This window comes from Trichocoleus sp. FACHB-40 (assembly GCF_014695915.1).
Taxonomy (GTDB): domain Bacteria; phylum Cyanobacteriota; class Cyanobacteriia; order Cyanobacteriales; family FACHB-T130; genus Funiculus; species Funiculus sociatus.
This window is the reverse complement of the sequence record NZ_JACJPF010000046.1, coordinates 148,596-173,469: the sequence shown is the minus strand read 5'-3', so window position 1 is coordinate 173,469 and position 24,874 is coordinate 148,596. Positions and strand designations below refer to the sequence as shown.

The following is a 24,874-nucleotide window of genomic DNA, read 5'->3' as shown; positions in this document are numbered from 1 at the left end:
GCAACCCTACACAAGGCAGATTGAAGAATCTAAGGGTAGGGGCGGTAGGGTAACGTTATTGCTTGGGAGCATTTCACGTTTATGCACTCAGGCTGTTTTTGCTTCGCTCACGCCAATACCGACTTTGGAATAGTCAGAATAATTGTAGGTTGCGCCCGTGCAAAATAATGAAACCCAACAATTGCCTTTATAGCCTTGATTTTCATTATTTTAACCCAACCTACGTTTACTTTTTTTTTGAGTTTTGGGAGGTTATCTTAAAACAAGCGCGCTTTGTTTCTTAATCTTGACCATCCCGGACTTCAATTAATTCCTCAATCGATTTACCTACGATTCTAGCGATCGCTCCTAGCTGGCTATCACTAACTTCTTTCCCAGCATAAATTTCTTTTAGTTCTCTCCACGACAATCTATAAGAATCGCAGAAGCGAACAAACTCTTTATCACTTATGTCTAGCGCTTCTTGTCTGTCGCGCAGGAGGTAAGCGATCGCTCCCGTTCCATTCTGGGGGCGTTCGGTGCTTTCTATGTATTTCTTCATCAACTCATTGACTTTATTTGTGTCACCCCCGGACTCAAGTATTAAGTCAAAACAAGCCATTTTAAATGCTTTGCGTAATTTTTCATTATCATTGAGAAATTCAATAATTTTACTTGCATAGTCTGGCTTTACAAATCCGACTACTGTCTCTTTGTAGTAAATCGGAGAATAAGTATCGTTGGCATCAAATTTCCAGTTTACAGATTGATTATTTTGCGGCATTTTAGCACCTCCTGACGACAGCTACCTTTACAAGCTTTTTGGGCAAATCATTAGGACTGAAACTTTAAAATTTATACATTTTATGTGCTGAGAATATTGTTTTATAATACATTAATTATCTATTTTATATTTTTAATAGAAATAAACTACAATAAAATAATATTTTTGAAAAGCATTAGTCAAATCTGGCTGCCAAGAAAGTTAGGCGGGATAATCAGTTGTTTTTTAGGTAATGGCGAGAATCATCCCAGCTTTGTAGCAGGAGTCCAGCCCATAAGCGTTCTTAACCAATTTTGCCCGAATTTCAGGCTAGGGATAGTCGCATAGAAGGACAAACCAATTGATAAGCTCTTTTGCTTGCTGGTTTTCGCCGCCAGCATTTGGTAGGGTCGCCGCAAAAGAGCTGATTTAACTTTTTCTTGGTCTTCGAGTGCGATCGCTTCCGCTTCCGGCAAAAGATTGCCCTTGCCAACTTCACGAGCGATCGCACACGCAACACGCAACAACCTGATTTGTTTCAGCTACCTGAAGATTCAGCCGCAGTAGCAAATCTCTCAGCTGCGGCTTGAACGATCATCGCCACTTGAGTCAGAGGCATATATTTAATTTGTCTCAAAATCTGATTCAAATCTGAGGATTCTGACACTGGCTTCCCCTCCAAACAGCTGAGGATCTCCTCCAAGGTGTAACCTGCTCTCTTTGCGATCTGAGCCAAATTTTCCATATCGGGAACTGTCACCCCCTTTTCCCAATACTGAACAGCGGTAGCAGAAACTCCTAAAAGCTTGCCGAACGCTCGCTGACTCATCGATCCACGAGCTAGTTTAATGATTTCAATCAGTTTTTCTCTACTTTCGATGTTCACGCCTAGACAGCTACTCAACCGCATCTACAAGTTTAGTTGTCATTTATTACATTTAAACTTGTAGCTTGACAAGACTGCTTTGAAAAAGCTATATTAAAAGTATACTTAAAGAAAGCTAAGTATACTTTTAAAAATCATCAAAAAAATAGCCTGACTGGTTTTAACCGGAAACACCTTGGCTTTGTAAGGTGGCACAGCAGGTAAATTTTTGAGCAAACATCAAAAAATTAGCAGTGGCTAACAATGAGCAACAGACGCAGTAGAAAGACTGGTAAGACGCGATCGCCTCGTAGCCTCACAGCCACAGGATGGCTCAAACCCACGCGATGGCGGATTTCCCGCCAAGAGGCAGCTGACGCGCTTTTGATGCCTCTAGAGCGAATTGTCAAGGTGTATCCAAAACGTCATCAGGTGATTGTGGTATTCCTGAACGAGCAAGGTCAAAAGTGCAGTTCTTTTTTCAGTTATAGGTTGTTTGCACGTTGGCAAACCGAAGCGATCGCGGCGATTTTAAGTTGCCAGAACTTGGAAGTATTAGCGAATCTGGAAGAGGTTGTCCAGTACGATATACAGCGGTTTAACTACCTTCCTGAGATGGCCGATGCGATTTGGGATGCGCTGCTAGACCATATTACTCGGTTGGCGGTAGCGGAGCGCTTTGCCAAAGAAGCTGTTAAATAAAAAACCCAGCCGTTTAAATGCAGCTGGGGAATTGCTATACATGAAGCTTTATTTTAGTTAGCAGTAGAAGCAGCTAGCTCTGCCAAACGCTCCTGCTGATCTTGAGAGATACAAGCCTGAATAATACCTTCCAGATCGCCTTCGAGAACTGGATTGAGGCTGTAATTCTGATTCAGGCGATGGTCTGTCACCCGGTTATCTTTGTAATTGTAGGTGCGGATTTTTTCTGAGCGAGAGCCAGTGCCTACCTGAGAGCGACGCATGGAAGTAACAGCTTCCTGTTGTTCGTGCAGCTTTATTTCGTAAAGCTTGGCGCGGAGGATTTGCATCGCCCGCTCTTTGTTTTGCAGCTGACTTCTCTCTTCAGTACAGAAAATCCGAATTCCTGTTGGTTTGTGGATCAGGTCAACAGCGGTTTCCACCTTGTTGACGTTTTGACCACCTGCACCACCAGAACGAGCGGTTTTGAGTTCAATATCCTTCGGGTCAATGTGGATCTCCACATCATCGACCTCTGGCATTACAGCCACGGTTGCGGTTGAGGTGTGAACTCGTCCGCCCGCCTCCGTCAGAGGTACGCGCTGCACCCGATGCACACCAGCTTCATACTTCAGCTGGCTGTAAACATCGTCGCCCTTGATTTCCAGAATTGCCTCTTTAAAGCCGCCCATCTCCGCTAGTGACTCACTGAGCAAGCTGACTTTCCAGTTTTGGGTTTCAGCATAGCGCGAGTACATCCGCACCAAGTCGCCAGCCCAAATACTCGCCTCATCTCCGCCAGTACCAGCGCGAATTTCCAGCATGATGTTTTTGTCATCATTGGGATCGCTGGGCAAAAGCAAAATTTTGAGGCGTGTTTCCAGTTGCTCTAGTTTTTGCTCTAATTCCTTTACTTCCAGGGCTGCCATTTCCTGGAACTCTGGATCGCTGGCAGATTCCTTGAGTACCTGTCTTGCGCCCGCCAAATCTTGCCCTGTCGTCTTCCACGTTTCGTAGGTGTTGACAGTTTCCTCCAAGGACGAACGAGCCTTCGCGACTCGTTGATACTCGTTTGGGTTGTTGGCAATATCTGGATCTGCCAGTCGGCGGGTCAACTCATTAAAGGTTTGCTCAACGGATTTTAGCTTCTCCAGCAGATATGTTTCAGCCATTGGTCTGCGATCGCTCCATAAAAACAGCTTTGTTGCTTAACATCAATAACTTCGACCCCATACGCGGGTCGTGCTACCGAGCATAGCAACCCCGCTATTTTTTATTGTTGGAGCCAGCATCACCAGCTTGAGATTGATCTCCTTCCAGCATCCCGTATTTCCGCAGGAAGCGTTCAACCCGTCCTTCCGTGTCAATAATTTTCTGCGTACCAGTGTAAAACGGGTGGTTCCCAGACCAAACATCAACGTGAAGTTCTGGCTTAGTGGAACCAACGGTCATCACTAATTCCCCGTTGCAGTACACTTTAGCTTCCGGATACCACTCCGGATGAATTCCTTGTTTTGCCATAATTACTCGTCTGCTCCTCGACAATTTTCATTGCCTATGTTTATTGTAGCTTTCAAATCTGGGCAGTTACCCCAAGCCTTTTTAGGCAAAGGACAAGACGCTTCGGGCAACCCAAAAGCCTCTCGCCTTTATTCTTATCGCTTCGAGTATTGCGGAGCTTTACGAGCTTTGTGCAAGCCGTATTTTTTCCGCTCTTTGGCGCGGGGATCGCGGGTTAAGTAGCCTTCGCTTTTCAAAGGCTGACGGTTGTCTGGATCGAGTTGACACAAAGCTCTTGCCACTCCCAACCGAATTGAGTCTGATTGACCAGTTAAGCCACCACCGTGAGCTTTCACCAGAATGTCATACTCATTTTCCAGTCCCAGAGTTTCCAGTGGGGCTTTGGCTGCTGAGAGGTAAGCTGAATTGTAGTTGAAGTAGTTGTCGCCAGGGCGGTCATTAACAATCATCTGACCGCTACCAGGTACCAGGCGAACTCTCGCCACGGAAGATTTGCGGCGACCCGTTCCCCAGTACATAACGCGACCACTTTGTTCTGTTGCTTGCATTAATTTTCTCCTGGGATTGTATTAATCTTGACTTCCTGGGGTTTTTGTGATTCGTGGGGATGTGATGGCCCCGGATAAACTTTGAGCTTGGTAAATAATTGTCTTCCCAGAGAATTTTTGGGGAGCATTCCGCGCACGGCAGTTTCGATGATCCGCTCTGGCATGCGATCTTGCAGCTTAGCGAAGGTTTCAGTCTTCATCCCGCCTGGACGCCCGGAATGTCTCCGGTATAGCTTCTGGGTGCGTTTTTTACCAGTAACAACGACTTTCTCGGCATTGACGACAACCACGAAGTCGCCTGTGTCCATGTGAGGAGTGAAAATTGGTTTGTTTTTTCCACGTAGGATCATGGCAATTTCACTCGCCAAACGCCCCAGCCGTTGATCTGCGGCATCGACGACGTACCAATTGCGCTCGATAGAGTCTAGAGAAGGGAGAGGAGTTTTGTTCATAATTTTGTCCGTTGGTAGGACAGGCACGACGCCTGTCGTCAGTTGTCTGTCTTATAGAGAAGATGATTACCGCAAGTCTTCGTTCGTTGCCCGTCTTGTAGAGACGGAGATTGTCCTTGTCTTGGCAGTGGAAAAACAACGGACGAAGGACCAAAGGCGAATTTGGGCTGGGTGTCAAACCAAATTTCGGGGGGAAAGGGGATATCTGGGTAGCCTACTCGCAACAGGCAAAGACCTTTTGCCGGGGCAGAATATTTTACTTCATGCCGCCGCTCATTTACCCACAAATCGGTAAAGTTTTCTGGCGATCGCTCACCCCTTCCCACTTGCACCAGTAAGCCCACCAGCAGCCGCACCATGCCATACAGAAATCCATTTGCCTGAATCTCAATATAAATAAATGAGCCTTCTCGGTGGCATTGAGCCTCCTGCACGTCCACCCAAGAATGCGATCGCGCCGAATGCGCTCTCATGAAAGCAGCCAGATGGTGGTTCCCTATCAAAGGGTTCAAAGCTGCCTGGATGAGAGATTCGTCTAGTGGTGCATAATAATAATGCCAACTGAAGGGCTGCACAAACAAGTTTGGCTTGCGATCTGTATAAATCGTGTAGCGATATCTGCGCCAACTGGCAGAAAATCGGGAGTGCCAATTATCATCGACCGCAGCGGAGGCTCGAATCAGAATATCCTTGGGCAGTTGGCTATTGAGAACACCCGCCCACTTATCCGGGGGGATCGAACCAACTGCCTCAAAGTGTGCCACTTGCGCTGCCGCATGAACACCGCTATCTGTGCGCCCTGCACCGTACAAGGTAACTTTTCGCCCCTGCACCCTGGACAAAACTGTTTCAATTTCTTCCTGCACAGTGCGCCCATTCACTTGCCGCTGCCAGCCATGAAAATGAGTACCCAAGTATTGGATTACCAGGGCGACTCGCTGTTTGTCCGTTGTTTCTTGTCCTTTGTGCATGGCTGATTGCCAATTGCTAATTGCCACCTCTTGTGATTAGCTATTAGCCATTAGCACCTTCTTCAGACCAACTCGATAATTGCCATTTCGGCATTATCACCCCGACGCCGCACGGTATGCAGGATACGGGTGTAGCCGCCGTTACGCTCTCCATAGCGGCTAGCAGCTTGCTCAAACAGGGCATGAACCAGCTGTTTGTCGTAGATATAGCCCATAGCTTGCCTGCGGGCTGACAGAGAGCCATCTTTTGCCAAGGTAATCATTTTGTCTACTTCCGAGCGAACCGCCTTAGCTCGCGTTTGGGTGGTAGTGATTCTACCCTGGCGAATTAGTTCGGTTGCCAGCGATCGCAATAGCGCTCGGCGCTGGTCAGCAGGCTTACCTAATTTTGGAACACGACGTCTGTGACGCATAACAATTTTGGATTTTGGTTTGAAAGTTTATAAGAAATTGAAAAAAGTTAGGAGGCGAGGAGTTCTTAACTCTTAACTCCTAACTCTTTCACTTCAAGTAGGTTTTGCCGCCTTTTCGTGCGGCAGCGTGATCCCAAGTCGCCGCTGCAAAGCTTCGATGACTTCTTCTGCCGACTTTTGACCAAAGTTTTTAATCTCCAGCAGATCCTCCTGGCTGTAATCCAGCAAGTCAGCTACAGAGTTAATCTGCGCCCTCTTGAGACAGTTGTAGGCTCGTACCGAGAGCTGCAATTCTTCTATTGGGATCTGGCTGGTAGGATCTTCATTATCAGGATAATCAACCGTCATCGGATCGAGGGTGATATCTTTCAGGGGGTTGAATAGATCCACCAGGATACTTGCGGCTTGAGACAGTGCTTCTTGGGGAGTCAGACTGCCATTAGTCCAAATTTCCAAGATCAGCCGATCTCTTTCCAGAGAACCGTCAATGCGGGCATCTTCAACGCTGTAGTTGACTTTATGCACTGGCATAAACACGGCATCAATTTGGAGGAAGTCCAGAGCAGCAGCTTCGTCGCGTCCTCGATCAACTGCTCGATATCCTTTCCCTCTTTCGATGCGAAACTCCATTTCCAGCCTAGCGTCGTCCGCCAGAGTAGCAATATACTGGTTAGGATCAACTGCATCAACTTCAGTTGGTAAATCAAATCGTCCGGCTGTCACCGTCGCTGGACCTGTGACAGCTAATCGAGCAATTTGGGGATGAGAAGAGTGACTTTTGAGTACAATGTCCTTCATATTCAGGAGAATTTCTAGGACATCTTCCCGCACCCCCTCAATTGTGGCAAACTCATGATTAACCCCGGCAATCCGGACAGCTGTCACAGCCGTACCTTCCAAGTTAGACAATAGAACCCGCCTCAGCGCATTGCCTACGGTGGTGCCTTGACCGCGCTCTAGAGGCTCCAAGACAAATTTGCTATATTGGCTACGATTGTTCTCAGTTTTGGACTCTACACACTCGATTTGAAACTGCGCCACGGAGTGACCTCCCTTCTTCATAAAACCCCTGGAAAGCACGTAAAAGTGCTTTTCCAGCATTGCCCCTGCTGCTCCAAGGCACAACAGCAGTTAGCTGTTAGCCAATATCCGCTAATTGCTAGTTGCTTTTAAAGCAATCCTAGACTCGACGCCGCTTGGGCGGACGACAGCCATTATGAGGAATTGGCGTCACATCTCGAATGAGCGTTATTTCCAGTCCTGCCCCTTGCAGCGCCCGAATCGCGGTTTCTCGACCAGCTCCGGGACCACTAACCATTACTTCAATCTGACGCATCCCCTGATCGGTCGCTCGGCGAGCGGCACTTTCAGCGGCGGTCTGAGCGGCAAAAGGTGTTCCCTTTTTGGCTCCCTTGAAGCCACTGGAGCCTGCTGAAGCCCAGGAAAGTACGTCCCCGTTGGTATCGGAAATTGTGACGATGGTGTTGTTAAAGGTGGACTGGATGAAGGCTACGCCATTGGGTACGTTGCGTTTTTGCTTTTTTGCACCAGTTTTCTTGGTTGGTTGTCGCGCCATGAGGGTCTAGTTGACAGTAGTTATAATGGTTTTGCTGAATTGGTAGGTCAATTAGCTAATGAGGGTAGCTGCATTTTAAAAAGCAGCTAACAGGCTCTTAATGGCTATTTCGGCCCTGGTGCTTTTCTCTTACCCGCGACCGTAAGCCTTCTACCGCGACGGGTTCTGGCATTGGTACGAGTTCTTTGCCCTCTAACTGGCAGACCCATACGATGACGCCGCCCCCGATAGGAGCCGATATCAATCAGCCGCTTGATGCTCATAGACTCAAAGCGTCTGAGATCCCCTTCAACTTGATAGTTGCTTTCTACTGCTTCGCGCAGGGAAGCAACGTCGGCGTCACTCAAGTCTTTAACTCTTGTGTCTGGATTAACCTTCGTTGCTACCAATATCTCTTTGGAGCGCGAGAGTCCAATTCCGTATATGTAAGTAAGACCAATTTCAACTCGTTTGTCACGAGGAAGGTCTACCCCAGCAATCCGTGCCACGCTTGTTGTCTCCCTAGTCTTGCTTTTGTGCTATAGATTTGTTCTGGTGTAGTTAGGTTAAGTTAACCTTGGCGTTGTTTGTGTTTTGGGTTGGAGCAGATCACCATAACCCGGCCGCGCCGACGAATGACGCGGCATTTTTCGCAAATCTTTCGGACTGATGCTCGAACTTTCATGCCTATTTTGGCTACATTGCAAGCTCTATATTATAACACTTTTTAGGTGCATTTGTAAGTTAATTTGCCAGGGCAAATTTTTAATAAGACAAGCTTATTTAAGAGTGAACGGTTTTTAGTTACCGCTACTTTTTGTTACGCAGTCGGTAGGTAATTCTGCCTTTAGTCAGGTCGTAGGGGGTTAGTTCCACTTTGACGCGATCGCCCGGCAGAATCTTGATGTAATTTCGGCGGATTTTGCCGGAGATATGAGCTAATACATTAAATCCATTATCCAAATCAACGCGAAACATAGCATTAGGCAACGATTCTGTCACCGTGCCTTCCATTTCAATTAAGTCTTGTTTAGCCAAGTTGTCTTTTCCTCAATTTTTCTGTTTTTAGACGCGCATCATAGGGCTGATTGTCGGTCAAGGCTTTCTTAACATATTTTATCAAAAAATCAAGCCATCGGGTTGAGGTCAGTACCTGCTGCTAGTCTGGCAACAGACTGACCCCAAAAAAGATTAATGATGCACCACCTGTTTGAGTGCGTTAGTGACTTCATCAAGCGAGCGATCGCCATCAACTGAAACCAACTTCGAGCGATCATTATAGAAATCAATCAACGGTGCCGTCAGGGAGCGATATACTTCCAAACGGTTGCGAATGACATCTTCCTTATCATCACTCCGCCCTTCCTTGCGCCCTCGTTCCAACATCCTTGCGACCAACACTTCATCTGGGACTTCCAGGTTAAGCGCGTACTTGATACCCTGGTTCAATTCCTGTAGCAGTGCATCCAGAAAAGTCGCCTGGGAGACGTTACGAGGAAAACCATCCAAAATCCAACCAGGTTTGGCATCAGATTCAAGAAGGCGATCGCGGATCATATCCAAAATCAGCTCATCAGGAACCAACTCACCACGATCCATGTACCCCTTGGCCTTTAGACCGAGTGGAGTTCCAACCGCCTTGGCATTTCGTAAAATGTCACCCGTGGAAATGTGCGGAATTTCCAGCTCCTGAGCCAGAATTTGTGCTTGAGTTCCTTTCCCTGCCCCTGGCGGCCCCAAAAAAATCAATCGCGTCACTACTGCTTCACCATTCCTTCATACCGCTGGGAGATGACATAAGTTTGAATTTGCTTAGCTGTATCAATTGCTACACCCACCAAAATCAGCAAAGAGGTAGCTCCCAGCCCCTGAAAGGTAGTAATCCCAGTAACACTTTCCACAGCTGTTGGGACGACTGCCACCAAGCCCAAAAAGATAGCGCCTAAGAATGTCAATCGATTCAACACCCGCTCAACATACTCGCTAGTGGCACGACCCGGACGAATACCAGGAATACTGGCACCCATCTTTTTCAGGTTCTGTGACATATCTACCGGGTTCACAATCAGAGAAGCGTAGAAATAGCTGAAAAACAGAATCAAGATGAGATAAACCGTCACATAAACCCACGGCATCTGACCACTTGGGTTGAGAGCATTAGCAACCTGGGTCAAAATTAGATGGAGTTGAGACAACAACTGGTTGTTGCCACTGTTTTGAGTAATCTGAGCTAGAAAACTAGGGAAAATCAAAACCGAAGACGCAAAGATGATCGGCATAACGCCGCCCTGATTGAGTCGCAACGGCAGGTAATTAGTTCTTTCCCGATAAAGTCTTCTGCCCACCTGACGGCGTGCCGAAATAATCGGTATTCGCCTGGTTCCCTCCTGAACAAACACAATCCCCAGGATCATCACCAGGAACACTACGAGCAGAATAATTACAGGACCCACATTGCGATTATCAAGCTGGGCGTAATTAATAGTTTGCCCAAGGGAACGAGGTAGAACCGCCACGATATTGATAAAAATCAACAGTGAAGCACCGTTGCCAATTCCCCGTTCAGTAATCAGTTCCGACACCCACATGACAAACATTGAACCGGCTGTCAGCGCCAGTGCTGTCTCGGCCATGAACAGAGGTCCGCGAACGTCCGTCGCATAACGCTCAAGCCACCCGGCAATGAAGGTACTTTGAAGCAAAGCTCCTCCCAGCGCTACATAACGAGTAACCTGAGAGATTTTTCGCCGCCCTGCTTCCCCCTCATCCTTCTGCAATTTCTCCAAAGCTGGGATAGCAGCTGTGAGCAATTGGATAATGATGGAGGCATTAATATAGGGCAAAATCCCTAAAGCAAAAATCCCCAAGGCAGAAATACCGCCCCCTGAGAAGATGTCCAAAAATCCAATTAAGGGGCTATTTTGAATATCTCTACCAAACGCGACTCGGTCAATCCCTGGTACGGGCAGAAAGATGCCAACGCGAACTAAAATTAGCAGACCGATGGTAACTAGCAGCCGGCCCCTAAGACCAGCTGCCTGAGCCATCTGCAAAAAAGTTTCCTGAGCAGTTGGAGTTTTATCTCGACTAACAACCATGAAGCGATACCTCTACGTCATCGAGCAGGCGCTGGCACACACAATGCTTAACCCTATCGGGCAGCGACAACTTCGCAGCTGCCGCCAGCTGCTTCAATTTTGCTGCGAGCCGAGCCTGTAAAAGCAGCTGCTTTTACATTCAGAGCCACGTTCAGATCCCCGTCTCCGAGAATTTTTAGAGGCCCGTCATTGGAGGTGACAATACCACGATCTATTAATGAGGTTAGGTTCACCTCTGTATCAGCAGGGAGTGATGCCAGCTTACTTACGTTGATCGTAGTGTACTGTTTACGATTTACGACCGTAAAGTGCTTTAACTTTGGTAGGCGGCGGTAAAGGGGCATTTGTCCACCTTCAAATCCGGGTCGCGTACCGCGACCGGATCTTGATTTTTGTCCGCGCATACCAAAGCCACCGCTAGCGCCTTGACCAGCTGCAATACCGCGACCTATGCGACGGCGGCGCTTCTTTGAGCCTTTTTTAGGAACTGCGTCTTCTAATCTCATGTCTTTTGTCCTTTGTCAGTTGTCAGTTATCAGTTGCCAGTTGTCAGTAGGCGTTTGAAGGTTTGAACGTTTAAACGAGAAACCTACCCAACGTTCCAACTTTCCAACTCTTGCCTGACCGCTGACCATTAAGCGTAGAGGTTTTCAATGGGGATACCACGTTCTTCAGCCACATCGGAAAATGTCCGCAAGGTGGAGAGAGCGTTGATGGCGGCTCTGGCGTTGTTCAAGGGATTGTTAGAACCCAGCTGTTTTGCTAGGATGTTGCGAACCCCAGCTAATTCCAGCACCGTGCGAACGGCACCCCCGGCAATTACCCCTGTTCCAGGTGCTGCTGGTCGCATCATCACTTTGGCACCACCACCATCGCCGTTGATAGGATGAGGAATGGAATTTGATTTAGTCAAGGGGATGTCAATCAAATGCTTTTTGCCGTCGGCGACACCTTTACGAACAGCTCCAATTACGTCGCTAGCTTTGCCGACACCAACCCCAACTTGCCCACGCTCATTGCCAATAACGACAATGGCTCGGAAGCTGAGTTTTTTACCGCCTTTGACAACCTTGCTGACGCGACGGATTTGGATCACCCGTTCTTGAAATGTAGTTTCTTTTTCCCGACGTGCAGAATTTTTACGACGTTCTTTTGCCATTACTTTATCTTGAACCATTACAGTGAAAGTAAAAACTAAAAAGGCAAAAGCAAGAAAACTAGGAAAAATATAAAATTTCTTTTACCTTTTGCCTTTTGTCCTTTAAAAATCCAACCCAGCTTCGCGGGCCGCATCTGCGAGAGCTTTGATGCGACCGTGGTAAAGGTTGCCGCCGCGGTCAAAGACAACTTTTGTGATACCAACTTCGAGCGATCGCTCGGCAATTAGCTTACCCACTTCTACGGAGGCTGCTACATTCGCTCCTCCTTCTAGGCGCGATTTCAGCTCTGGCTCTAGGGTAGAGGCAGCAGCTAGGGTACGCTGTTGGGCATCGTCAATCACCTGAGCATAAATGTGCTGATTGGAGCGAAAGACGGCTAAACGAGGACGATTGCCTGTACCGTTCACCTTGCGACGTACCCGCCGATGCCGACGGTGAATTGATTCTTTCCGAGTTAGCTTCATTTTTACTTCTTACCTGCCTTTCCAGCTTTACGTCTCACCACTTCACCGGCGTAGCGGATACCTTTACCCTTGTATACTTCTGGTGGGCGGACAGCGCGAATTTTGGCTGCAATGTTCCCCACGATTTCTTTATCAATACCGCTCACAATGACATTGGTGTTGTTTTCCACCGCCATCTGAACGCCTTCTGGGGGATCAATTTGCACCGGGTGACTGTAACCCACGTTCAAAATTAAATTGCGACCTTGAACTGAGGCGCGATAACCGACACCCTGGATTTCTAAACGTCGCTGGAACCCTTGAGAAACCCCATCAACCATGTTGGCAACCAAAGTCCGCGACAAGCCGTGGCGCTGGCGAGCTGCACGAGATTCATCCCGTCGCTTCACTACAATCGTTTCGCCTTCCTGCTCGATGATCACCTGCTCTGGCAGAACCCTGGAAAGTTCACCTTTAGGGCCTTTAACTGCCACATGTTGACCGTCAATGGCAACTTGAACTTTAGCGGGAATATTAATGGGGCGCTTGCCAATACGAGACATAACTAATTACTCCTTTTTTTTGTCAGTTGTCCCTGGGCGTTTGAACGTTTGAACGTTTGAAAGTTGTTAGAACAAAAGTCCCTTTCTAACGTTTTAATTTGACAACGTTCCAGTGACCAATGACTACCAGATGTAGCACAGCACTTCCCCGCCTACCCCCTGACGCCGCGCATCCCGGTCAGTCATAATGCCACTGGAGGTAGAAATGATCGCAATTCCAATACCGCCCAGCACACGGGGTAAGTCTTTACGGTTGGAATATACCCTAAGTCCTGGTTTGCTGACCCGCTTCAATGTGTTGATAATCGGTTGGCGATTCTTGCCTTTGTATTTTAAGGAAACCAGCAGGTGTCGCTCGATGCCCTCGCCAACTTCTTCAAAATCAGCAATGAAGCCTTCAGCTTTCAGGACTTGAGCAATGCTCTTCGTCATTTTCGTTGCTGGTATTTCTGTTGTTTGATGCCGCGCCATATTCGCATTCCGAATGCGAGTCAGCATATCTGCTATTGTGTCGTTTGCCGCCATTTTTCCCTCCTTATTATGACTGCCTCAGTTATCCCGGAAGGGCATTCCCATTTCTTTGAGTAAGGCGCGGCCCTCTTCGTCGGTATTTGCTGTGGTGATGATTGAAATGTCCATGCCACGAATTTGATCGATGCTGTCGTATTCTATTTCTGGAAATATCAGCTGCTCTCTAATGCCTAAGCTGTAATTTCCTCGACCATCAAAGCTCTTGGGACTGATACCGCGAAAGTCCCGAATGCGTGGCAATGACAGGTTGATTAATCGATCAAGAAAGGCATACATCCGATCTCCTCGTAGTGTTACCATTACGCCCACTGGCATACCTTGACGAAGTTTAAAACCTGCGATCGCTTTTTTCGCCCGTGTCACCACAGGCTTTTGACCCGCGATCTTGGCAATTTCGTTAAGGGAAGATTCCAGGGCTTTAGCGTTAGTAGATGCCTCTCCTAAACCTCGATTAATCGAGACCTTTACAATTTTGGGTACCTGATGGACATTCGTGTAATTAAACCGATCTGTCAGTTTAGGAACAATTGTCTCTTGGTACAGCGTTTTCAGTTTTTGTGCCATTGGTTTTTTCCTTCATGCCCTGGGCTTGGTCAGGGAAAATAGTAGTTAACAATTAGCCGACTGGCAATTAGCTTGCACACCTAATTGCTATTAGTCAATGATTTCTCCAGTCTTTTTGAGCATCCGCACTTTACGACCTTCTTCATTAAAGGTGTAACAAATGCGGCTGGCAATTTTTTGGCTGGTCGAATAAAGCATAACGTTAGAGCTGTGAATCGGGGCTTCTATCGTAACGATTTGACCGGATTCACCTTCTTGCTGAGGTTTGACGTGCTTGGTTTTGATGTTAACTCCTTTAACAATTACCCGGCTTTCTTCGGGAATCGCCTTTAATATTTCACCAACCTTGCCTTTATCTCGACCAGCGATTACTTGCACTGTATCGCCTTTTTTTACGTGCATTTTATAGCGCACTTTCGGCTGGGAGCCGTTTCTTTTAAACTGTTTTGTTGCCATTAGAGTACCTCTGGAGCCAGGGAAACAATTTTGGTGAAATTTTTGTCGCGCAGTTCCCGTGCGACTGGACCGAAAACGCGAGTTCCCCTGGGGTTGCCATCTGCGTTGATGATCACGGCGGCGTTATCGTCAAAGCGAATACTCATACCGCTGTCCCGGCGCATATTCTTCTTGGTGCGGACAATTACGGCTCGTACAACGTCGGACTTTTTGACTGCCATGTTGGGGATAGCGTCTTTGACAACGGCGATGATCACATCGCCAACGCCGCCATAGCGCCGACTGCTGGCACCTAAGACGCGGATGCACATCAATTTGCGAGCGCCGCTGTTATCTGCGACATTTAGGTAGCTTTGAGGTTGAATCATAGTTTTGAGTTTTGAGTTTTGCTCCAGCGGGACACTTCCGTTGATCCGGAGTTTTGAATAATAGTTTTGAGTTTTAAGTTTTGAGTTTTGAAGCCGGAAGAATTTATAAAATTCTAGACTTGGAATTTTTAACTCAAAACTCAGCTCTCAAAACTCATAACTTTCTTATTAAGCCTCGCGATTGAGAATTTCAGCGACTGTCCAGCGTTTAGTGCGACTCAAGGGGCGCGTTTCTGTAATTCGGACGCGATCGCCCACTTTGCACTCATTCTCCTCATCGTGAGCCTTGTACCGCTTCGTGTTTACCACAATTTTTCCGTATTTCGGATGTGGCGAACGGTTTTCCACGGCGACCACTACGGTCTTTTGCATTTTGTCGCTGACGACCACGCCAACTCGTTCTTTAACTGCCATTGGGGTCTACTCTACTCCTGGGATTGTGCATCTGGCTGCGGTTCTGGGGCTGGCTGGTTATCCGTTGCCGCCCGTTGCCGCTCACCTTCCACGGTCAGCAGCTGACCTAACCGATGCTTCATATGCTTGAACTGATGTGGCTTTTCCAGGCGTCGGGTTGCCTGTTGCATCCGCAAATCAAACAGCTGCTGTTTGACAGCTAAAATCTCATCAGCCAGTTCCTGGTCATTTAAATTTCTGGCTTCTTCTATCTTGGGCAGAGGCATAATTTACACCTGTTCCCCTTCACGTGTAATGAACTTTGTCTTAATCGGCAATTTGTTGGAGGCCAGACGCATTGCCTCGCGGGCAGTTGCTTCCGGTACCCCGGCAATCTCAAACAAGATCCGCCCTGGCTTGACTACAGCTACCCAAAACTCCGGTGAACCTTTACCAGAACCCATCCGGGTTTCGGCTGGACGCATGGTTACTGGTTTGTCTGGGAAGATACGAATCCAGATTTTGCCACCCCGGCGGATATAGCGGTTCATGGCTCGACGGCTGGCTTCAATTTGGCGGGATGTAATCCAGGCTGGTTCTGTGGACTGGAGGCCAAAGTCACCAAAGTTTAGGTCACTGCCTCTGGTTGCCAACCCGTTCATCCGCCCGCGCTGCTGTTTGCGAAATTTAGTTCTTCTGGGACTTAACATGATTTGTCCTTTGCTAACTGCTAATTGCTAATTTCTTCTTACTAATAGCGGATAGCTATTAGCAATTAGCTATTACTCATTTGAGCGGTCTTCAAATTGCTGGCGGCGGCGCTGTTGGCGACGCCGGGGTTGAGCATTATTAGGAGCAGGCGCTTCTTCCTGACCTGGAATAACCTCACCTTTGAAGATCCAAACTTTAACGCCAAGAATCCCGTAAATGGTTTTGGCGGTGCGGTAAGCGTAGTCGATGTCTGCCCGGAGGGTATGTAGTGGTACTCTACCTTCCCGCGTCCACTCGGTTCGAGCAATTTCTGCCCCGTTTAACCGTCCGCTTACTTGCACTTTAATCCCCTGGACTTCAGCGCGTTGAGCGCGTTGAATTGCCTGACGCACAACGCGCCGGAAGGAAACTCGTCGCTCCAGCTGCTGGGCGATGTACTCGGCAATCAGCCCAGCATCGGCATCCACCCGCGCCACTTCAATAACGTTGATCCGGATTTGCCGATTACTGCCGCCTAGAGCTTCAAGAAGCTTAGACCGTAATTCTTCAATGCCTTGACCACCTCGACCTACCACAACACCCGGTCTAGCTGTGTGGATTTCCAAATCGATTTGGTCGGCTTTGCGCTCGATCCTCACTTGAGAGATGCCAGCGTTAGCGAGTTTTTTCTCTACTACCTGCCGAATGGTGTGGTCTTCTTGCAGGAGTTCTGGGTAGCGCTTAGCATCCGCAAACCAACGGGAGCGATGTTCTTGGGTGATACCCAGTCGAAAACCAATTGGATGAATTTTCTGTCCCACGAATGCTTCCTCTAAATCAGTGCTGAGTGATGAGTGCTGAGGAATGAGTAACAGTTTTACTCATTCCTCATAACTCAGTTCTGTTATTTTTCTTCTGTGTCTGGTGCAACGGCTACTGTGATGTGACACGTTGGCTTGCGAATCTGATAGGCGCGTCCTTGAGCGCGGGGCCGGAAGCGCTTCAAGGTTGGCCCTTGGTCAGCATATGCCTTAGAGATTACTAATTTCGCTGGGTCTAACCCGGCGTTATGCTCGGCATTGGCTGCTGCTGAGCGCAGTACATCGCGGACTGGATCGCAAGCCCGATAGGGCATAAATTCCAGTACAATCAGCGCTTCACGATATGACCGCCCCCGAATTTGGTCGAGAACTCGCCGCACTTTGTGGGGGGACATCCGGATGTAGCGGGCGATCGCTTTGACTTCTTCTGTAGTATCAACTGCCATAGATTTCTCCGTTTTAATAATTCTGAATCTTGTCTAATTCAAAATTCAAAATTATCTCTTTGCCTTGGAATCTTTCGAGTGTCCCCGGAAAGTACGAGTAGGAGCAAATTCGCCTAACTTATGTCCTACCATTTGCTCGCTGACGTAGACCGGAACGTGCTGACGACCATTGTGAACCGCGATGGTGTGACCCAGCATTTGCGGCAAAATTGTTGAGGCGCGAGACCAAGTTTTGATCACCTGCTTTTCGCCTCTGGCGTTCAAAGTTTCAACTTTTTTCAGCAGATGATCCGCAACAAAAGGACCTTTTTTAAGAGAACGACCCATACTTCACATAACCCCAAATTATTTTTGATTTTTGATTTCTGATTTTGGATTTTGGATTTATTGCCAATCTAAATTCCAAAATCTAAAATCTAAAATTCTAAGATTCCCGACCGCCACGACCCCGCTTAGAAGCTTTACGACGACGACGAACAATCAATTTACTGCTTTGCTTCTTAGGCTTACGAGTCTTATAGCCCAATGTTGGTTTACCCCAAGGGGTCACAGGTCCGCTTCTACCAATCGGTGCGCGTCCCTCACCACCACCGTGTGGGTGGTCAACTGGGTTCATGACGCTTCCTCTCACCTTCGGACGGCGGCCCTTCCAGCGATTGCGACCTGCTTTACCTGCACTCAGGTTTCTATGCTCAACGTTGCCAACCTGTCCAATCGTGGCATAGCACTCGCGGCGCACCATCCGGACTTCTCCGGAGGGCAACTTGATGGATACATAGCCACCTTCTTTTGCTACTACCTGAGCAGTGGCACCAGCAGCACGAACAATTTGACCACCTTTACCTGCTGTCAGTTCTACATTGTGAACGCTAGTTCCCAATGGAATATTGCTTAACGGCAAAGCGTTGCCAATCTCGATGGGGGAGTTGGAACCTGCGGTGATAAATGTGCCAACCTCTAACCCTACTGGGTGGAGAATATAGCGCTTTTCTCCATCCTGGTAATAAAGCAGGGCAATGCGAGCATTACGATTAGGATCGTACTCAATCGCTGCTACTTTTGCGGGAATATCTCGCTTATCGCGGCGAAAATCTATCACCCGATAGAGGCGTTTGTGGCCGCCACCCCGACGGCGACTGGTAATTACCCCGCGATTGTTGCGACCTTTGTCGCGGTGGTTAAAGTGGGTTAGTGATTTTTCCGGCTCACTCTTGGTAATTTCGGCAAAATCCGAAATTGTAGTTTCGCGAGTGCTGGGGGTGTAGGGCCGATAGGAACGGGTACCCATAATTTAAACTCTTAGTTGAACTGCTAAATGTTGAGTGTTATTTTGGATTTTGATTATTTAAAATCCAAAATTTAAACTTCTGGGAACAGGGTAATTGAGTCACCGCTTACTAAGGTTACGATCGCTCGTTTGTATTGAGGCTTAAACCCGGCAAATTTGCCGACGCGACGCTTGCGGCGTGGTAGGCGAAGGGTGTTAACGCTCAAAACCTTTACTTTAAACAGGTCTTCAATTGCTGCTTTAATTTCGGGTTTGGTCGCTTTGGGAATTACTTCAAAGACGTACTTGTTCTGCTCCATGTGCAGAGTCGCCTTTTCTGTGACTATGGGGCGATAAACCAGATCCGCCAGGTCGCGGCGATTAAATTCACTCACTGTAAACCTCCTGAATTTTGGCGAGGGCAGATGGCGTTGTTACGATTTTGTCAGCGTTAAGCAGGTCAAAAATATTCAATTGGTTAGCAAAAATTAGCTTCAAATTGACGATATTTCGGGCTGACAAATAAACGTTTTCTTGGCGCTCTGGCAAAATGAGGAGGATTTTTGATTGTGGATCGACTCCCCAACGAGCGATCGCTTCAACCAATTCCTTTGTTTTTGGTTTGGGCAGCTTGTCGCCAAATTCCTCAACTACAACCATGTCCTCGGCGCGGTCAGCGATCGCTGTTCTCAACGCCAAACGCCGCTCCTTGCGGTTCATCTTCAGGTCATAGTCTCTTGGCTTGGGTCCGAAGATCACACCACCACCACGCCATAAGGGTGAACGAATCGAACCCGCACGAGCGCGACCTGTTCCCTTTTGTCTCCAGGGTTTACGTCCGCCTCCCCTAACTTCAGCGCGGGTTTTGGCGCTAGCGGTGCCTTGACGAGCATTTGCCTGCTGCCGGACTAATGCCCGATGCACAATATGTGCAGCGTTCTCTTCTTTGGCAACCTTTAATTCTAGTGTCGCCTGCCCGACTTCTTCCCCATCCCAATTGTGTACTACACAGTTAACCATATGCTTAGTCCGAGAGTCCTTTGTCAGTTGTCCGAGAGTCTTTTGTCAGTTGTCCTTGAAGAATGACTAATGACTAATGACTAATGACTACTTTCGACCTACCTTTTTGGCAGGCAAAATATTGACGAGCGCACCTGGTTTACCGGGAACCGCTCCCTTGATCAGCAGCAAGTTACGTTCCGCGTCTACCCGCACTACTGTCAGTTTGCGAATTGTGACGCGATCGCCACCTAAACGACCTGCCATCCGCTTCCCTGGATACACACGCCCTGGTGTGGTTCCAGGACCCGTCGAACCGGGCTGCCGGTGGTTTTTGGAACCGTGAGACATGGGCCCCCGCTTGAAATTGTGACGCTTCTGATATCCGGCAAAGCCCTTACCGATACTTGTACCGATTACATCCACAATTTGACCAGCAGTAAATAAATCTGGCTTTAACTGCTGACCCAGCTCAAACTCACCTACGTTATCTAGGCGATACTCCCGCAGTTTCCTTAAAGGAGCAGCGCTCGATTTTGCTAAGTGTCCCAATAGGGGTTTGTTCAACGCCTTTGGTTTCACTTCTTGATAACCAAGCTGGACGGCAGCGTAGCCATCTGTGTCCTTGGTTTTAATTTGCGTTACAGTACATGGCCCAGCCTGGATGACTGTTACAGGAATTGCTTTTCCTGTTTCGTCAAATACTTGGGTCATGCCGAGTTTGGTTCCGAGGATACCAATAGGCACGGCTTTTTGGTTTCTCCCTTTTACACACTACAAAGAGGCGGTGTTGCGATCACTCGCCCCACCGACAAGCTCTTACAAACGTTTTCATTCGTTGCGATCAGACCAGCCAGAGATAGCACTGCCTCGCATTGAATCGAAGCAAGCTTTTAAGAAAGCTTTTGTAAGCTTTCCCCTCAGATGGTGTGAACCTATTCGACCGTCGGATATGCGACAGAAGGGCATTGCCTATATTCGCGGGGACTTAAGCAGCTTTATCTACTCAGTATCCCGAGAAGGCGAATGTGGTTTTCCGGTGCTTTGAAGATTTCCGTCAAGAAGCCTTCTTTTATACCATCGCTTGGAACGAAATCGCTGGGAACAATGAACTTTCTATTCTTATGACTGCACAGCCTTTTAGCTGAAAGCCTAATGTCCCTTTACCCGATCTCAACCTCAGCGGCAATAACCGCCTGAATTTTGACCACAATTGTTTACTATAAACCCTTTCTTAAGAATTGTCTACTAACCGCTAATTTTTTTTTGTCTTGTCCCAGTTGATAGGCTCCTCACCACCCAACTATAATAAATCCGCAGCACTCATTAACAAAACTTAAAGCACGGTAGAAGATAAATATATGGCACTTATCACCATCGGCAATCAATTTGTCAAAGGACTGGAAAAGGAGGGGGCTTTGGGGATGTACGTACCCTTAGAAGGAGGCTTTGAGGGACGTTACCAGCGGCGGTTGCGTGCAGCTGGCTATACCACGTTACGCATTAGTGCAAAAGGACTTGGCGACTTAGCTGCGTATTTAACAGGCGTTCACGGTGTGCGTCCGGCACATTTGGGCAAAAAAGACATTCGTACTTATTTCATACCGCCTGTGGTGAATTACCAATTGGAACATCTACCCCCCAAGTCGAAGGGTTTAGTGTTGTGGATTATCGAAGGAAATATCCTCTCGCGTGAGGAAGTGGAATATTTAACCGCTTTGCCAAGCATGGAACCGCGAGTAAAAATTGCGGTGGAGATGGGGGGCGATCGCGCATTCCGTTGGACACCTCTGAAGAATGCGATCGCTGCTGCTTAAGCAACCGATTTTTCTAGCGATCGCCCACAGTCCCGCGATAACTGCTCATTTCCTACAATCGTCAGGCATTTTTACTTAGCCCCGCAGCAACAACTCGGTTGCGGGGCTAACTTATCTCTATCAAAAATAACCTGAATCGCCCCAATTATAGCTACTACAACCCATTAAACCATTTAGTTTTGATACCTTTAAAGAACCAAACTAATAAGGCAAACTTTTATGGTGGAAAACCGCGACTATACCTTAATCATTGACAAAAGCGGCAGTATGTCACTAATAGACCAGCCAGGAAGTAAAAGTCGCTGGGTGGTCATGCAGGAATCTACCCTAGCCATAGCGAGTAAATGTGAAGAATTCGATCCGGATGGCATTACCATTTATCTATTTGCTAGTAGATTCAAACGCTACGACAATGTAACCGCCAGTAAAGTAATGCAAATTTTTCGGGAAAATGAACCATCTGGTCGTACCGATCTGGCGGGAGTTCTCCAAGATGCAACCAATAGCTACTTTCAGCGCAAAGCAACCGGACAAACTAAGCCAAATGGTGAAACTATTTTAGTAGTTACGGATGGGGAACCGGATGACCGAAAAGCGGTGATGAAAGTAATTATTGAAGCTTCTCGTCGTATGGATAGAGATGAAGAACTGGCAATTTCGTTTATTCAAGTTGGCGCAGACGCACAAGCCAGTAAATTTCTCAAAGTGCTGGATGATGAACTGCAAAGTGCTGGTGCCAAGTTTGATATTTGTGACACAGTAACCATTGATGACATGGAGGACATGACCCTGACTGAAGTGTTAATAAATGCCATTATTGACTAACACATAGTTTAATTTTGGGTTTGAAATTTGGATTTTAGATGAGTGAGCGTGTATCTAAGATTTAAAGTTTCAAATCTAAAATTTATTGGAGGTATCAAAATCATGGAATCGATAGATGACATACTTGCGTCAGTTAAGGCTGAGTATGAAGTAAAAGACAACCCAAAATTGCTTCACAACCCGCAACAGCTGAAAGAAAAGCTAGTGAACCCGCACGCGATCGCGCCGTCTGTAGAGGTAGTCGAGAATTTGCCCCTGCAACCTGGGAAAAATAACTTGTCTTCCTCCCATGAAGATAGGGTACTAGCTCAAGTTAAGGCTGAATTTGAAGAACAAGAAAAAGCCGAATATCTCAAAAAACAGCAACAACTAGCAGAGAAAAAGATTAAGCAGGAACAAATTAAGCAGCAGCAAAGAGAGGCACTAGCAAACCAAGCGAAGGAGTGGCTGAAAAATTTAAACGCACTTTCAGAAGAAGGTCTTTGGTTTGAAGAATTTGCCTATGCTTACCCATCCAAACTAGATGCGGCGATTGATTACCTTCAAGCCTTGCGGAAAACGCAACCGTAAAGAGTCTAGAAGTAAGTAAAACTTTTTATTTTTTTAATCTCAATCTACTTAATAGTCTCAGCCAGTGGGCTAGGCTAGATCAGTAGACCCTGACGATCGCAGGAGATTATCTCTTTGTGGAAGGAGTATCTGTGGCACAAGACCGAGACTATACATTAATCATCGACAAAAGCGGCAGTATGTCTACCCCAGAACCACCGAGTGGGAGAAGTCGCTGGGAGACGGCGCAGGAATCTACCCTGGCGTTAGCGAGAAAATGCGAACAGTTTGATCCGGATGGAATTACTCTTTACCTGTTTTCAGGTAGGTTTAAGCGTTTCGATGATGTAACCGCTAGCAAGGTTGCACAGATATTCCAAGAAAACGATCCATCCGGCACCACCAATCTTGCTGATGTGTTAAAGCACGCTGCTGACAACTATTTTCAGCGGAAGGCTGCTGGTGCGACGAAGGCGAATGGCGAGACAATTTTGGTAATCACAGATGGGGAACCGGATGACCGGAAAGCGGTGATGCGGGTGATTATTGAAGCTACTCGCCACATGGAAAGAGATGAAGAATTAGCCATTTCTTTCATTCAGATTGGAGCCGATCAAACGGCTACTCGGTTTCTCAAGGCTTTGGATGATGAACTGCAAAGTGCGGGAGCAAAGTTTGATATTTGTGACACCGTAACTTTGGATGATATGGAGGGCATGACTTTAACTGAAGTCCTGCTTAATGCCATAAATGACTAATTCGATTTTGAATTTTGGATTGGTAATTTAGTTTGATTTTGTAGTTAAGGTGGGCAATGCCCACCCTACTAATTTTTTGTGGGAAAGGAGGGTATGTATGAGTGCAGAAAATCGGGATTACACGTTAATTATTGACAAAAGCGGCAGTATGTCTACGCCAGACCAAGCAGGAGGCAGAAGTCGCTGGGAAATGGCGCAGGAGTCTACTTTGGCGTTGGCGAGAAAATGCGAACAGTTTGATCCAGATGGGATTACTGTTTACTTGTTTTCTAGCCGATTTAAACGTTACGACAATGTGACTTCTAGTAAAGTCGCACAAATTTTTCAAGAAAATGACCCAGCTGGCACTACTGACTTGGCAAGTGTGCTGAAGGATGCGACTAACCGCTATTTTGAGAGCAAGGCTGCTGGTGAGGCTAAGGCTGGTGGAGAAACGATTTTGGTAGTGACAGATGGGGAACCCGATGACCGGAAAGGGGTAATGCGGGCGATTATTGAGGCATCGCGCCAAATGGAGAGGGATGAAGAACTAGCAATTTCTATGATTCAAGTGGGTTCGGATGCAACGGCTACGCGGTTTCTCAAAGCCTTGGATGATGAATTGCAAGGTGCGGGGGCGAAGTTTGATATCTGCGATGCGATAACTATTGATGACATGGCGGACATGACTCTGGCGGAAGTGCTGCTAAACGCGATCGCTGACTAACTGAGTAGGAACTAATTTTATGACACTTGGTGTCTTGACTCACCGCGACTACACCTTAATGCTTGACAAAAGCGGCAGTATGTCATCTCTCGATCAACCCGGCGGCAAAAGTCGCTGGGAAATGGCGCAGGAGTCTACTTTAGGGTTGGCAAGTAAATGCGAACAGTTTGACCCCGATGGCATCACAGTTTATCTATTTTCCGACCGATTTCAACGGTACGACAACGTAACTTCAACTAAAGTCGCCGAAATCTTCCAAGAAAATAGTCCTAGTGGTGGAACTAACTTGGTTGCTGCCTTGCAGCACGCAATCAACAACTACTTTCAGCGTAAAGCTGCGGGTCAGGCAAAACCAGAAGGCGAAACCATTTTAGTGGTGTCCGACGGAGAACCGGATAATCGGATGGCGGTAGTGGAAGTGATAATTAACGCCACTCACAAAATACAGGGGGATGAGGAACTAGCGATTTCCTTCATTCAGGTGGGTTCAGACAGGGGCGCAACACGATTTTACAAAGGTTTGGATGAACAATTACAAGGAATCGGGGCGAAGTTTGACATCTGCCATACCTTAACCCTGGATGAGATGGACAACATGACGCTAACTGAAGTGCTGCTAAAGGCAATTACCGACTAAAGGCAAGTGCCATTTTTTTACGTTGTACGTGGCAG

General features: G+C 47.4%; 41 protein-coding genes. 7 read left to right on the top strand and 34 right to left on the bottom strand.

Annotated elements, in window-relative coordinates; all coding sequences use genetic code 11:
- Window positions 1-280: 280 nt before the first annotated feature.
- From H6F63_RS09690 to H6F63_RS09680, 3 genes are all read right to left on the bottom strand, one after another.
- Complete coding sequence (locus H6F63_RS09690; RefSeq protein WP_190636824.1) at window positions 281-763, bottom strand: hypothetical protein; 483 nt, start codon at window positions 761-763, stop codon at window positions 281-283.
- Between the two features lie 242 nt (window positions 764-1,005).
- Window positions 1,006-1,266, bottom strand: coding sequence for a hypothetical protein (locus H6F63_RS09685; protein WP_190636822.1), 261 nt, complete (start codon window positions 1,264-1,266; stop codon window positions 1,006-1,008).
- A 14-nt stretch (window positions 1,267-1,280) separates the two neighbouring features.
- Window positions 1,281-1,628, bottom strand: a complete 348-nt coding sequence (locus H6F63_RS09680) for a helix-turn-helix transcriptional regulator (RefSeq protein ID WP_190424397.1) — start codon at window positions 1,626-1,628, stop codon at window positions 1,281-1,283.
- A gap of 243 nt (window positions 1,629-1,871) precedes the next feature.
- Between H6F63_RS09680 and H6F63_RS09675 the strand changes: the two genes are divergently transcribed.
- Window positions 1,872-2,309 (top strand): hypothetical protein, encoded by a 438-nt coding sequence (locus H6F63_RS09675; protein WP_190636821.1) that lies wholly within the window; start codon window positions 1,872-1,874, stop codon window positions 2,307-2,309.
- 53 nt (window positions 2,310-2,362) lie between these two features.
- Here H6F63_RS09675 and prfA read toward each other — a convergent pair whose 3' ends face one another.
- The 31 genes from prfA to rplC all read right to left on the bottom strand — a co-directional run bounded on the left by prfA (window position 2,363) and on the right by rplC (window position 20,294).
- The gene (gene prfA, locus H6F63_RS09670) at window positions 2,363-3,460 is read right to left on the bottom strand and encodes a peptide chain release factor 1 (RefSeq protein WP_190424393.1); all 1,098 of its coding nucleotides are present in this window, start codon (window positions 3,458-3,460) and stop codon (window positions 2,363-2,365) included.
- A 94-nt stretch (window positions 3,461-3,554) separates the two neighbouring features.
- Window positions 3,555-3,809 carry a 50S ribosomal protein L31 gene (gene rpmE, locus H6F63_RS09665; RefSeq protein ID WP_190424391.1) on the bottom strand — a complete coding sequence of 85 codons (255 nt, stop codon included), beginning with the start codon at window positions 3,807-3,809 and terminating at the stop codon, window positions 3,555-3,557.
- Window positions 3,810-3,943: 134 nt separating this feature from the next.
- Entirely contained in the window at window positions 3,944-4,357 is a 414-nt protein-coding gene (rpsI, locus tag H6F63_RS09660; RefSeq protein WP_190424389.1) for a 30S ribosomal protein S9, read from the bottom strand.
- On the bottom strand, window positions 4,357-4,809 hold the full coding sequence (gene rplM, locus H6F63_RS09655) for a 50S ribosomal protein L13 (RefSeq protein ID WP_190424388.1): 453 nt from the start codon (window positions 4,807-4,809) through the stop codon (window positions 4,357-4,359). Before rplM ends, rpsI begins: the two co-directional genes overlap by 1 nt.
- Window positions 4,810-4,847: 38 nt before the next feature.
- Complete coding sequence (gene truA / locus H6F63_RS09650; protein WP_190636819.1) at window positions 4,848-5,780, bottom strand: tRNA pseudouridine(38-40) synthase TruA; 933 nt, start codon at window positions 5,778-5,780, stop codon at window positions 4,848-4,850.
- 62 nt (window positions 5,781-5,842) lie between these two features.
- The gene (rplQ, locus tag H6F63_RS09645; protein WP_190424386.1) at window positions 5,843-6,193 is read right to left on the bottom strand and encodes a 50S ribosomal protein L17; all 351 of its coding nucleotides are present in this window, start codon (window positions 6,191-6,193) and stop codon (window positions 5,843-5,845) included.
- A gap of 93 nt (window positions 6,194-6,286) precedes the next feature.
- Window positions 6,287-7,255 (bottom strand): DNA-directed RNA polymerase subunit alpha, encoded by a 969-nt coding sequence (locus tag H6F63_RS09640; protein ID WP_190424514.1) that lies wholly within the window; start codon window positions 7,253-7,255, stop codon window positions 6,287-6,289.
- A 118-nt stretch (window positions 7,256-7,373) separates the two neighbouring features.
- Complete coding sequence (gene rpsK, locus H6F63_RS09635; protein ID WP_190424385.1) at window positions 7,374-7,769, bottom strand: 30S ribosomal protein S11; 396 nt, start codon at window positions 7,767-7,769, stop codon at window positions 7,374-7,376.
- Between the two features lie 104 nt (window positions 7,770-7,873).
- A complete protein-coding gene (gene rpsM / locus H6F63_RS09630) occupies window positions 7,874-8,257 on the bottom strand; it encodes a 30S ribosomal protein S13 (RefSeq protein ID WP_190424384.1) in 384 nt (127 codons plus the stop codon).
- Window positions 8,258-8,319: 62 nt separating this feature from the next.
- Window positions 8,320-8,433, bottom strand: coding sequence for a 50S ribosomal protein L36 (gene rpmJ, locus H6F63_RS09625; RefSeq protein WP_071782548.1), 114 nt, complete (start codon window positions 8,431-8,433; stop codon window positions 8,320-8,322).
- A 125-nt stretch (window positions 8,434-8,558) separates the two neighbouring features.
- Window positions 8,559-8,786 carry a translation initiation factor IF-1 gene (gene infA, locus H6F63_RS09620; RefSeq protein WP_015203280.1) on the bottom strand — a complete coding sequence of 76 codons (228 nt, stop codon included), beginning with the start codon at window positions 8,784-8,786 and terminating at the stop codon, window positions 8,559-8,561.
- 153 nt (window positions 8,787-8,939) lie between these two features.
- Window positions 8,940-9,506, bottom strand: a complete 567-nt coding sequence (locus tag H6F63_RS09615) for an adenylate kinase (RefSeq protein WP_190636816.1) — start codon at window positions 9,504-9,506, stop codon at window positions 8,940-8,942.
- Window positions 9,506-10,846 (bottom strand): preprotein translocase subunit SecY, encoded by a 1,341-nt coding sequence (gene secY, locus H6F63_RS09610; protein ID WP_190424382.1) that lies wholly within the window; start codon window positions 10,844-10,846, stop codon window positions 9,506-9,508. Before secY ends, H6F63_RS09615 begins: the two co-directional genes overlap by 1 nt.
- A 53-nt stretch (window positions 10,847-10,899) precedes the next feature.
- Entirely contained in the window at window positions 10,900-11,352 is a 453-nt protein-coding gene (gene rplO, locus H6F63_RS09605; protein WP_190424381.1) for a 50S ribosomal protein L15, read from the bottom strand.
- A 128-nt stretch (window positions 11,353-11,480) separates the two neighbouring features.
- Window positions 11,481-12,005: a 30S ribosomal protein S5 gene (rpsE, locus tag H6F63_RS09600; RefSeq protein ID WP_190424512.1), complete on the bottom strand. Its 525-nt coding sequence runs from the start codon at window positions 12,003-12,005 to the stop codon at window positions 11,481-11,483.
- 102 nt (window positions 12,006-12,107) lie between these two features.
- Window positions 12,108-12,470: a 50S ribosomal protein L18 gene (gene rplR, locus H6F63_RS09595; RefSeq protein ID WP_190424380.1), complete on the bottom strand. Its 363-nt coding sequence runs from the start codon at window positions 12,468-12,470 to the stop codon at window positions 12,108-12,110.
- Between the two features lie 2 nt (window positions 12,471-12,472).
- Window positions 12,473-13,012 carry a 50S ribosomal protein L6 gene (gene rplF / locus H6F63_RS09590; protein ID WP_190424379.1) on the bottom strand — a complete coding sequence of 180 codons (540 nt, stop codon included), beginning with the start codon at window positions 13,010-13,012 and terminating at the stop codon, window positions 12,473-12,475.
- Between the two features lie 123 nt (window positions 13,013-13,135).
- Complete coding sequence (rpsH, locus tag H6F63_RS09585) at window positions 13,136-13,537, bottom strand: 30S ribosomal protein S8 (protein ID WP_190424378.1); 402 nt, start codon at window positions 13,535-13,537, stop codon at window positions 13,136-13,138.
- Between the two features lie 24 nt (window positions 13,538-13,561).
- Window positions 13,562-14,107, bottom strand: a complete 546-nt coding sequence (gene rplE / locus H6F63_RS09580) for a 50S ribosomal protein L5 (protein ID WP_190424377.1) — start codon at window positions 14,105-14,107, stop codon at window positions 13,562-13,564.
- A 90-nt stretch (window positions 14,108-14,197) separates the two neighbouring features.
- On the bottom strand, window positions 14,198-14,563 hold the full coding sequence (gene rplX, locus H6F63_RS09575) for a 50S ribosomal protein L24 (protein WP_242017833.1): 366 nt from the start codon (window positions 14,561-14,563) through the stop codon (window positions 14,198-14,200).
- A complete protein-coding gene (rplN, locus tag H6F63_RS09570; protein ID WP_190424376.1) occupies window positions 14,563-14,931 on the bottom strand; it encodes a 50S ribosomal protein L14 in 369 nt (122 codons plus the stop codon). The genes rplX and rplN overlap by 1 nt, the downstream gene beginning before the upstream one ends.
- 168 nt (window positions 14,932-15,099) lie before the next feature.
- Entirely contained in the window at window positions 15,100-15,345 is a 246-nt protein-coding gene (rpsQ, locus tag H6F63_RS09565) for a 30S ribosomal protein S17 (protein ID WP_190424375.1), read from the bottom strand.
- An 11-nt stretch (window positions 15,346-15,356) separates the two neighbouring features.
- Window positions 15,357-15,611, bottom strand: coding sequence for a 50S ribosomal protein L29 (gene rpmC, locus H6F63_RS09560; RefSeq protein ID WP_190424374.1), 255 nt, complete (start codon window positions 15,609-15,611; stop codon window positions 15,357-15,359).
- A 3-nt stretch (window positions 15,612-15,614) separates the two neighbouring features.
- Window positions 15,615-16,034 carry a 50S ribosomal protein L16 gene (gene rplP, locus H6F63_RS09555; protein WP_190424373.1) on the bottom strand — a complete coding sequence of 140 codons (420 nt, stop codon included), beginning with the start codon at window positions 16,032-16,034 and terminating at the stop codon, window positions 15,615-15,617.
- Between the two features lie 72 nt (window positions 16,035-16,106).
- Window positions 16,107-16,835: a 30S ribosomal protein S3 gene (gene rpsC / locus H6F63_RS09550; protein ID WP_190444219.1), complete on the bottom strand. Its 729-nt coding sequence runs from the start codon at window positions 16,833-16,835 to the stop codon at window positions 16,107-16,109.
- Window positions 16,836-16,918: 83 nt separating this feature from the next.
- A complete protein-coding gene (rplV, locus tag H6F63_RS09545; protein ID WP_190424371.1) occupies window positions 16,919-17,281 on the bottom strand; it encodes a 50S ribosomal protein L22 in 363 nt (120 codons plus the stop codon).
- A gap of 51 nt (window positions 17,282-17,332) precedes the next feature.
- Window positions 17,333-17,608, bottom strand: a complete 276-nt coding sequence (rpsS, locus tag H6F63_RS09540) for a 30S ribosomal protein S19 (RefSeq protein ID WP_190444217.1) — start codon at window positions 17,606-17,608, stop codon at window positions 17,333-17,335.
- A gap of 97 nt (window positions 17,609-17,705) precedes the next feature.
- Window positions 17,706-18,569: a 50S ribosomal protein L2 gene (gene rplB, locus H6F63_RS09535; protein ID WP_190424367.1), complete on the bottom strand. Its 864-nt coding sequence runs from the start codon at window positions 18,567-18,569 to the stop codon at window positions 17,706-17,708.
- 71 nt (window positions 18,570-18,640) lie between these two features.
- On the bottom strand, window positions 18,641-18,943 hold the full coding sequence (locus H6F63_RS09530) for a 50S ribosomal protein L23 (RefSeq protein ID WP_190444216.1): 303 nt from the start codon (window positions 18,941-18,943) through the stop codon (window positions 18,641-18,643).
- Entirely contained in the window at window positions 18,936-19,568 is a 633-nt protein-coding gene (rplD, locus tag H6F63_RS09525) for a 50S ribosomal protein L4 (RefSeq protein WP_190424362.1), read from the bottom strand. The genes H6F63_RS09530 and rplD overlap by 8 nt, the downstream gene beginning before the upstream one ends.
- An 87-nt stretch (window positions 19,569-19,655) precedes the next feature.
- Window positions 19,656-20,294, bottom strand: a complete 639-nt coding sequence (gene rplC / locus H6F63_RS09520) for a 50S ribosomal protein L3 (protein WP_190444214.1) — start codon at window positions 20,292-20,294, stop codon at window positions 19,656-19,658.
- Window positions 20,295-20,908: 614 nt separating this feature from the next.
- Between rplC and H6F63_RS09515 the strand changes: the two genes are divergently transcribed.
- The 6 genes from H6F63_RS09515 to H6F63_RS09490 all read left to right on the top strand — a co-directional run bounded on the left by H6F63_RS09515 (window position 20,909) and on the right by H6F63_RS09490 (window position 24,839).
- Window positions 20,909-21,364 carry an NAD(P)H-quinone oxidoreductase subunit N gene (locus H6F63_RS09515; protein WP_190636814.1) on the top strand — a complete coding sequence of 152 codons (456 nt, stop codon included), beginning with the start codon at window positions 20,909-20,911 and terminating at the stop codon, window positions 21,362-21,364.
- Between the two features lie 219 nt (window positions 21,365-21,583).
- Complete coding sequence (locus H6F63_RS09510) at window positions 21,584-22,189, top strand: VWA domain-containing protein (RefSeq protein WP_190636812.1); 606 nt, start codon at window positions 21,584-21,586, stop codon at window positions 22,187-22,189.
- A 102-nt stretch (window positions 22,190-22,291) separates the two neighbouring features.
- Entirely contained in the window at window positions 22,292-22,759 is a 468-nt protein-coding gene (locus H6F63_RS09505; RefSeq protein ID WP_190636810.1) for a hypothetical protein, read from the top strand.
- A gap of 131 nt (window positions 22,760-22,890) precedes the next feature.
- Window positions 22,891-23,496: a VWA domain-containing protein gene (locus tag H6F63_RS09500; protein ID WP_190636911.1), complete on the top strand. Its 606-nt coding sequence runs from the start codon at window positions 22,891-22,893 to the stop codon at window positions 23,494-23,496.
- 97 nt (window positions 23,497-23,593) lie between these two features.
- A complete protein-coding gene (locus H6F63_RS09495) occupies window positions 23,594-24,202 on the top strand; it encodes a VWA domain-containing protein (RefSeq protein ID WP_190636808.1) in 609 nt (202 codons plus the stop codon).
- Between the two features lie 19 nt (window positions 24,203-24,221).
- The gene (locus tag H6F63_RS09490; RefSeq protein ID WP_190636807.1) at window positions 24,222-24,839 is read left to right on the top strand and encodes a VWA domain-containing protein; all 618 of its coding nucleotides are present in this window, start codon (window positions 24,222-24,224) and stop codon (window positions 24,837-24,839) included.
- The last annotated feature ends 35 nt before the right edge of the window (window positions 24,840-24,874 follow it).

Coding starts and splice junctions, on each gene's coding strand:
- H6F63_RS09690 (WP_190636824.1), bottom strand. CDS start 763: ATGCCGCAAAATAATCAATCTGTAAACTGGAAATTTGATGCCAACGAT.
- H6F63_RS09675 (WP_190636821.1), top strand. CDS start 1,872: ATGAGCAACAGACGCAGTAGAAAGACTGGTAAGACGCGATCGCCTCGT.
- prfA (WP_190424393.1), bottom strand. CDS start 3,460: ATGGCTGAAACATATCTGCTGGAGAAGCTAAAATCCGTTGAGCAAACC.
- rpmE (WP_190424391.1), bottom strand. CDS start 3,809: ATGGCAAAACAAGGAATTCATCCGGAGTGGTATCCGGAAGCTAAAGTG.
- rpsI (WP_190424389.1), bottom strand. CDS start 4,357: ATGCAAGCAACAGAACAAAGTGGTCGCGTTATGTACTGGGGAACGGGT.
- rplM (WP_190424388.1), bottom strand. CDS start 4,809: ATGAACAAAACTCCTCTCCCTTCTCTAGACTCTATCGAGCGCAATTGG.
- truA (WP_190636819.1), bottom strand. CDS start 5,780: ATGCACAAAGGACAAGAAACAACGGACAAACAGCGAGTCGCCCTGGTA.
- rplQ (WP_190424386.1), bottom strand. CDS start 6,193: ATGCGTCACAGACGTCGTGTTCCAAAATTAGGTAAGCCTGCTGACCAG.
- H6F63_RS09640 (WP_190424514.1), bottom strand. CDS start 7,255: ATGAAGAAGGGAGGTCACTCCGTGGCGCAGTTTCAAATCGAGTGTGTA.
- rpsK (WP_190424385.1), bottom strand. CDS start 7,769: ATGGCGCGACAACCAACCAAGAAAACTGGTGCAAAAAAGCAAAAACGC.
- rpmJ (WP_071782548.1), bottom strand. CDS start 8,433: ATGAAAGTTCGAGCATCAGTCCGAAAGATTTGCGAAAAATGCCGCGTC.
- secY (WP_190424382.1), bottom strand. CDS start 10,846: ATGGTTGTTAGTCGAGATAAAACTCCAACTGCTCAGGAAACTTTTTTG.
- rplO (WP_190424381.1), bottom strand. CDS start 11,352: ATGAGATTAGAAGACGCAGTTCCTAAAAAAGGCTCAAAGAAGCGCCGC.
- rpsE (WP_190424512.1), bottom strand. CDS start 12,005: ATGGCAAAAGAACGTCGTAAAAATTCTGCACGTCGGGAAAAAGAAACT.
- rplR (WP_190424380.1), bottom strand. CDS start 12,470: ATGAAGCTAACTCGGAAAGAATCAATTCACCGTCGGCATCGGCGGGTA.
- rplF (WP_190424379.1), bottom strand. CDS start 13,012: ATGTCTCGTATTGGCAAGCGCCCCATTAATATTCCCGCTAAAGTTCAA.
- rpsH (WP_190424378.1), bottom strand. CDS start 13,537: ATGGCGGCAAACGACACAATAGCAGATATGCTGACTCGCATTCGGAAT.
- rplE (WP_190424377.1), bottom strand. CDS start 14,107: ATGGCACAAAAACTGAAAACGCTGTACCAAGAGACAATTGTTCCTAAA.
- rplX (WP_242017833.1), bottom strand. CDS start 14,563: ATGGCAACAAAACAGTTTAAAAGAAACGGCTCCCAGCCGAAAGTGCGC.
- rplN (WP_190424376.1), bottom strand. CDS start 14,931: ATGATTCAACCTCAAAGCTACCTAAATGTCGCAGATAACAGCGGCGCT.
- rpsQ (WP_190424375.1), bottom strand. CDS start 15,345: ATGGCAGTTAAAGAACGAGTTGGCGTGGTCGTCAGCGACAAAATGCAA.
- rpmC (WP_190424374.1), bottom strand. CDS start 15,611: ATGCCTCTGCCCAAGATAGAAGAAGCCAGAAATTTAAATGACCAGGAA.
- rplP (WP_190424373.1), bottom strand. CDS start 16,034: ATGTTAAGTCCCAGAAGAACTAAATTTCGCAAACAGCAGCGCGGGCGG.
- rplV (WP_190424371.1), bottom strand. CDS start 17,281: ATGGCAGTTGATACTACAGAAGAAGTCAAAGCGATCGCCCGCTACATC.
- rpsS (WP_190444217.1), bottom strand. CDS start 17,608: ATGGGTCGTTCTCTTAAAAAAGGTCCTTTTGTTGCGGATCATCTGCTG.
- rplB (WP_190424367.1), bottom strand. CDS start 18,569: ATGGGTACCCGTTCCTATCGGCCCTACACCCCCAGCACTCGCGAAACT.
- rplD (WP_190424362.1), bottom strand. CDS start 19,568: ATGGTTAACTGTGTAGTACACAATTGGGATGGGGAAGAAGTCGGGCAG.
- H6F63_RS09515 (WP_190636814.1), top strand. CDS start 20,909: ATGGCACTTATCACCATCGGCAATCAATTTGTCAAAGGACTGGAAAAG.
- H6F63_RS09510 (WP_190636812.1), top strand. CDS start 21,584: ATGGTGGAAAACCGCGACTATACCTTAATCATTGACAAAAGCGGCAGT.
- H6F63_RS09505 (WP_190636810.1), top strand. CDS start 22,292: ATGGAATCGATAGATGACATACTTGCGTCAGTTAAGGCTGAGTATGAA.
- H6F63_RS09495 (WP_190636808.1), top strand. CDS start 23,594: ATGAGTGCAGAAAATCGGGATTACACGTTAATTATTGACAAAAGCGGC.
- H6F63_RS09490 (WP_190636807.1), top strand. CDS start 24,222: ATGACACTTGGTGTCTTGACTCACCGCGACTACACCTTAATGCTTGAC.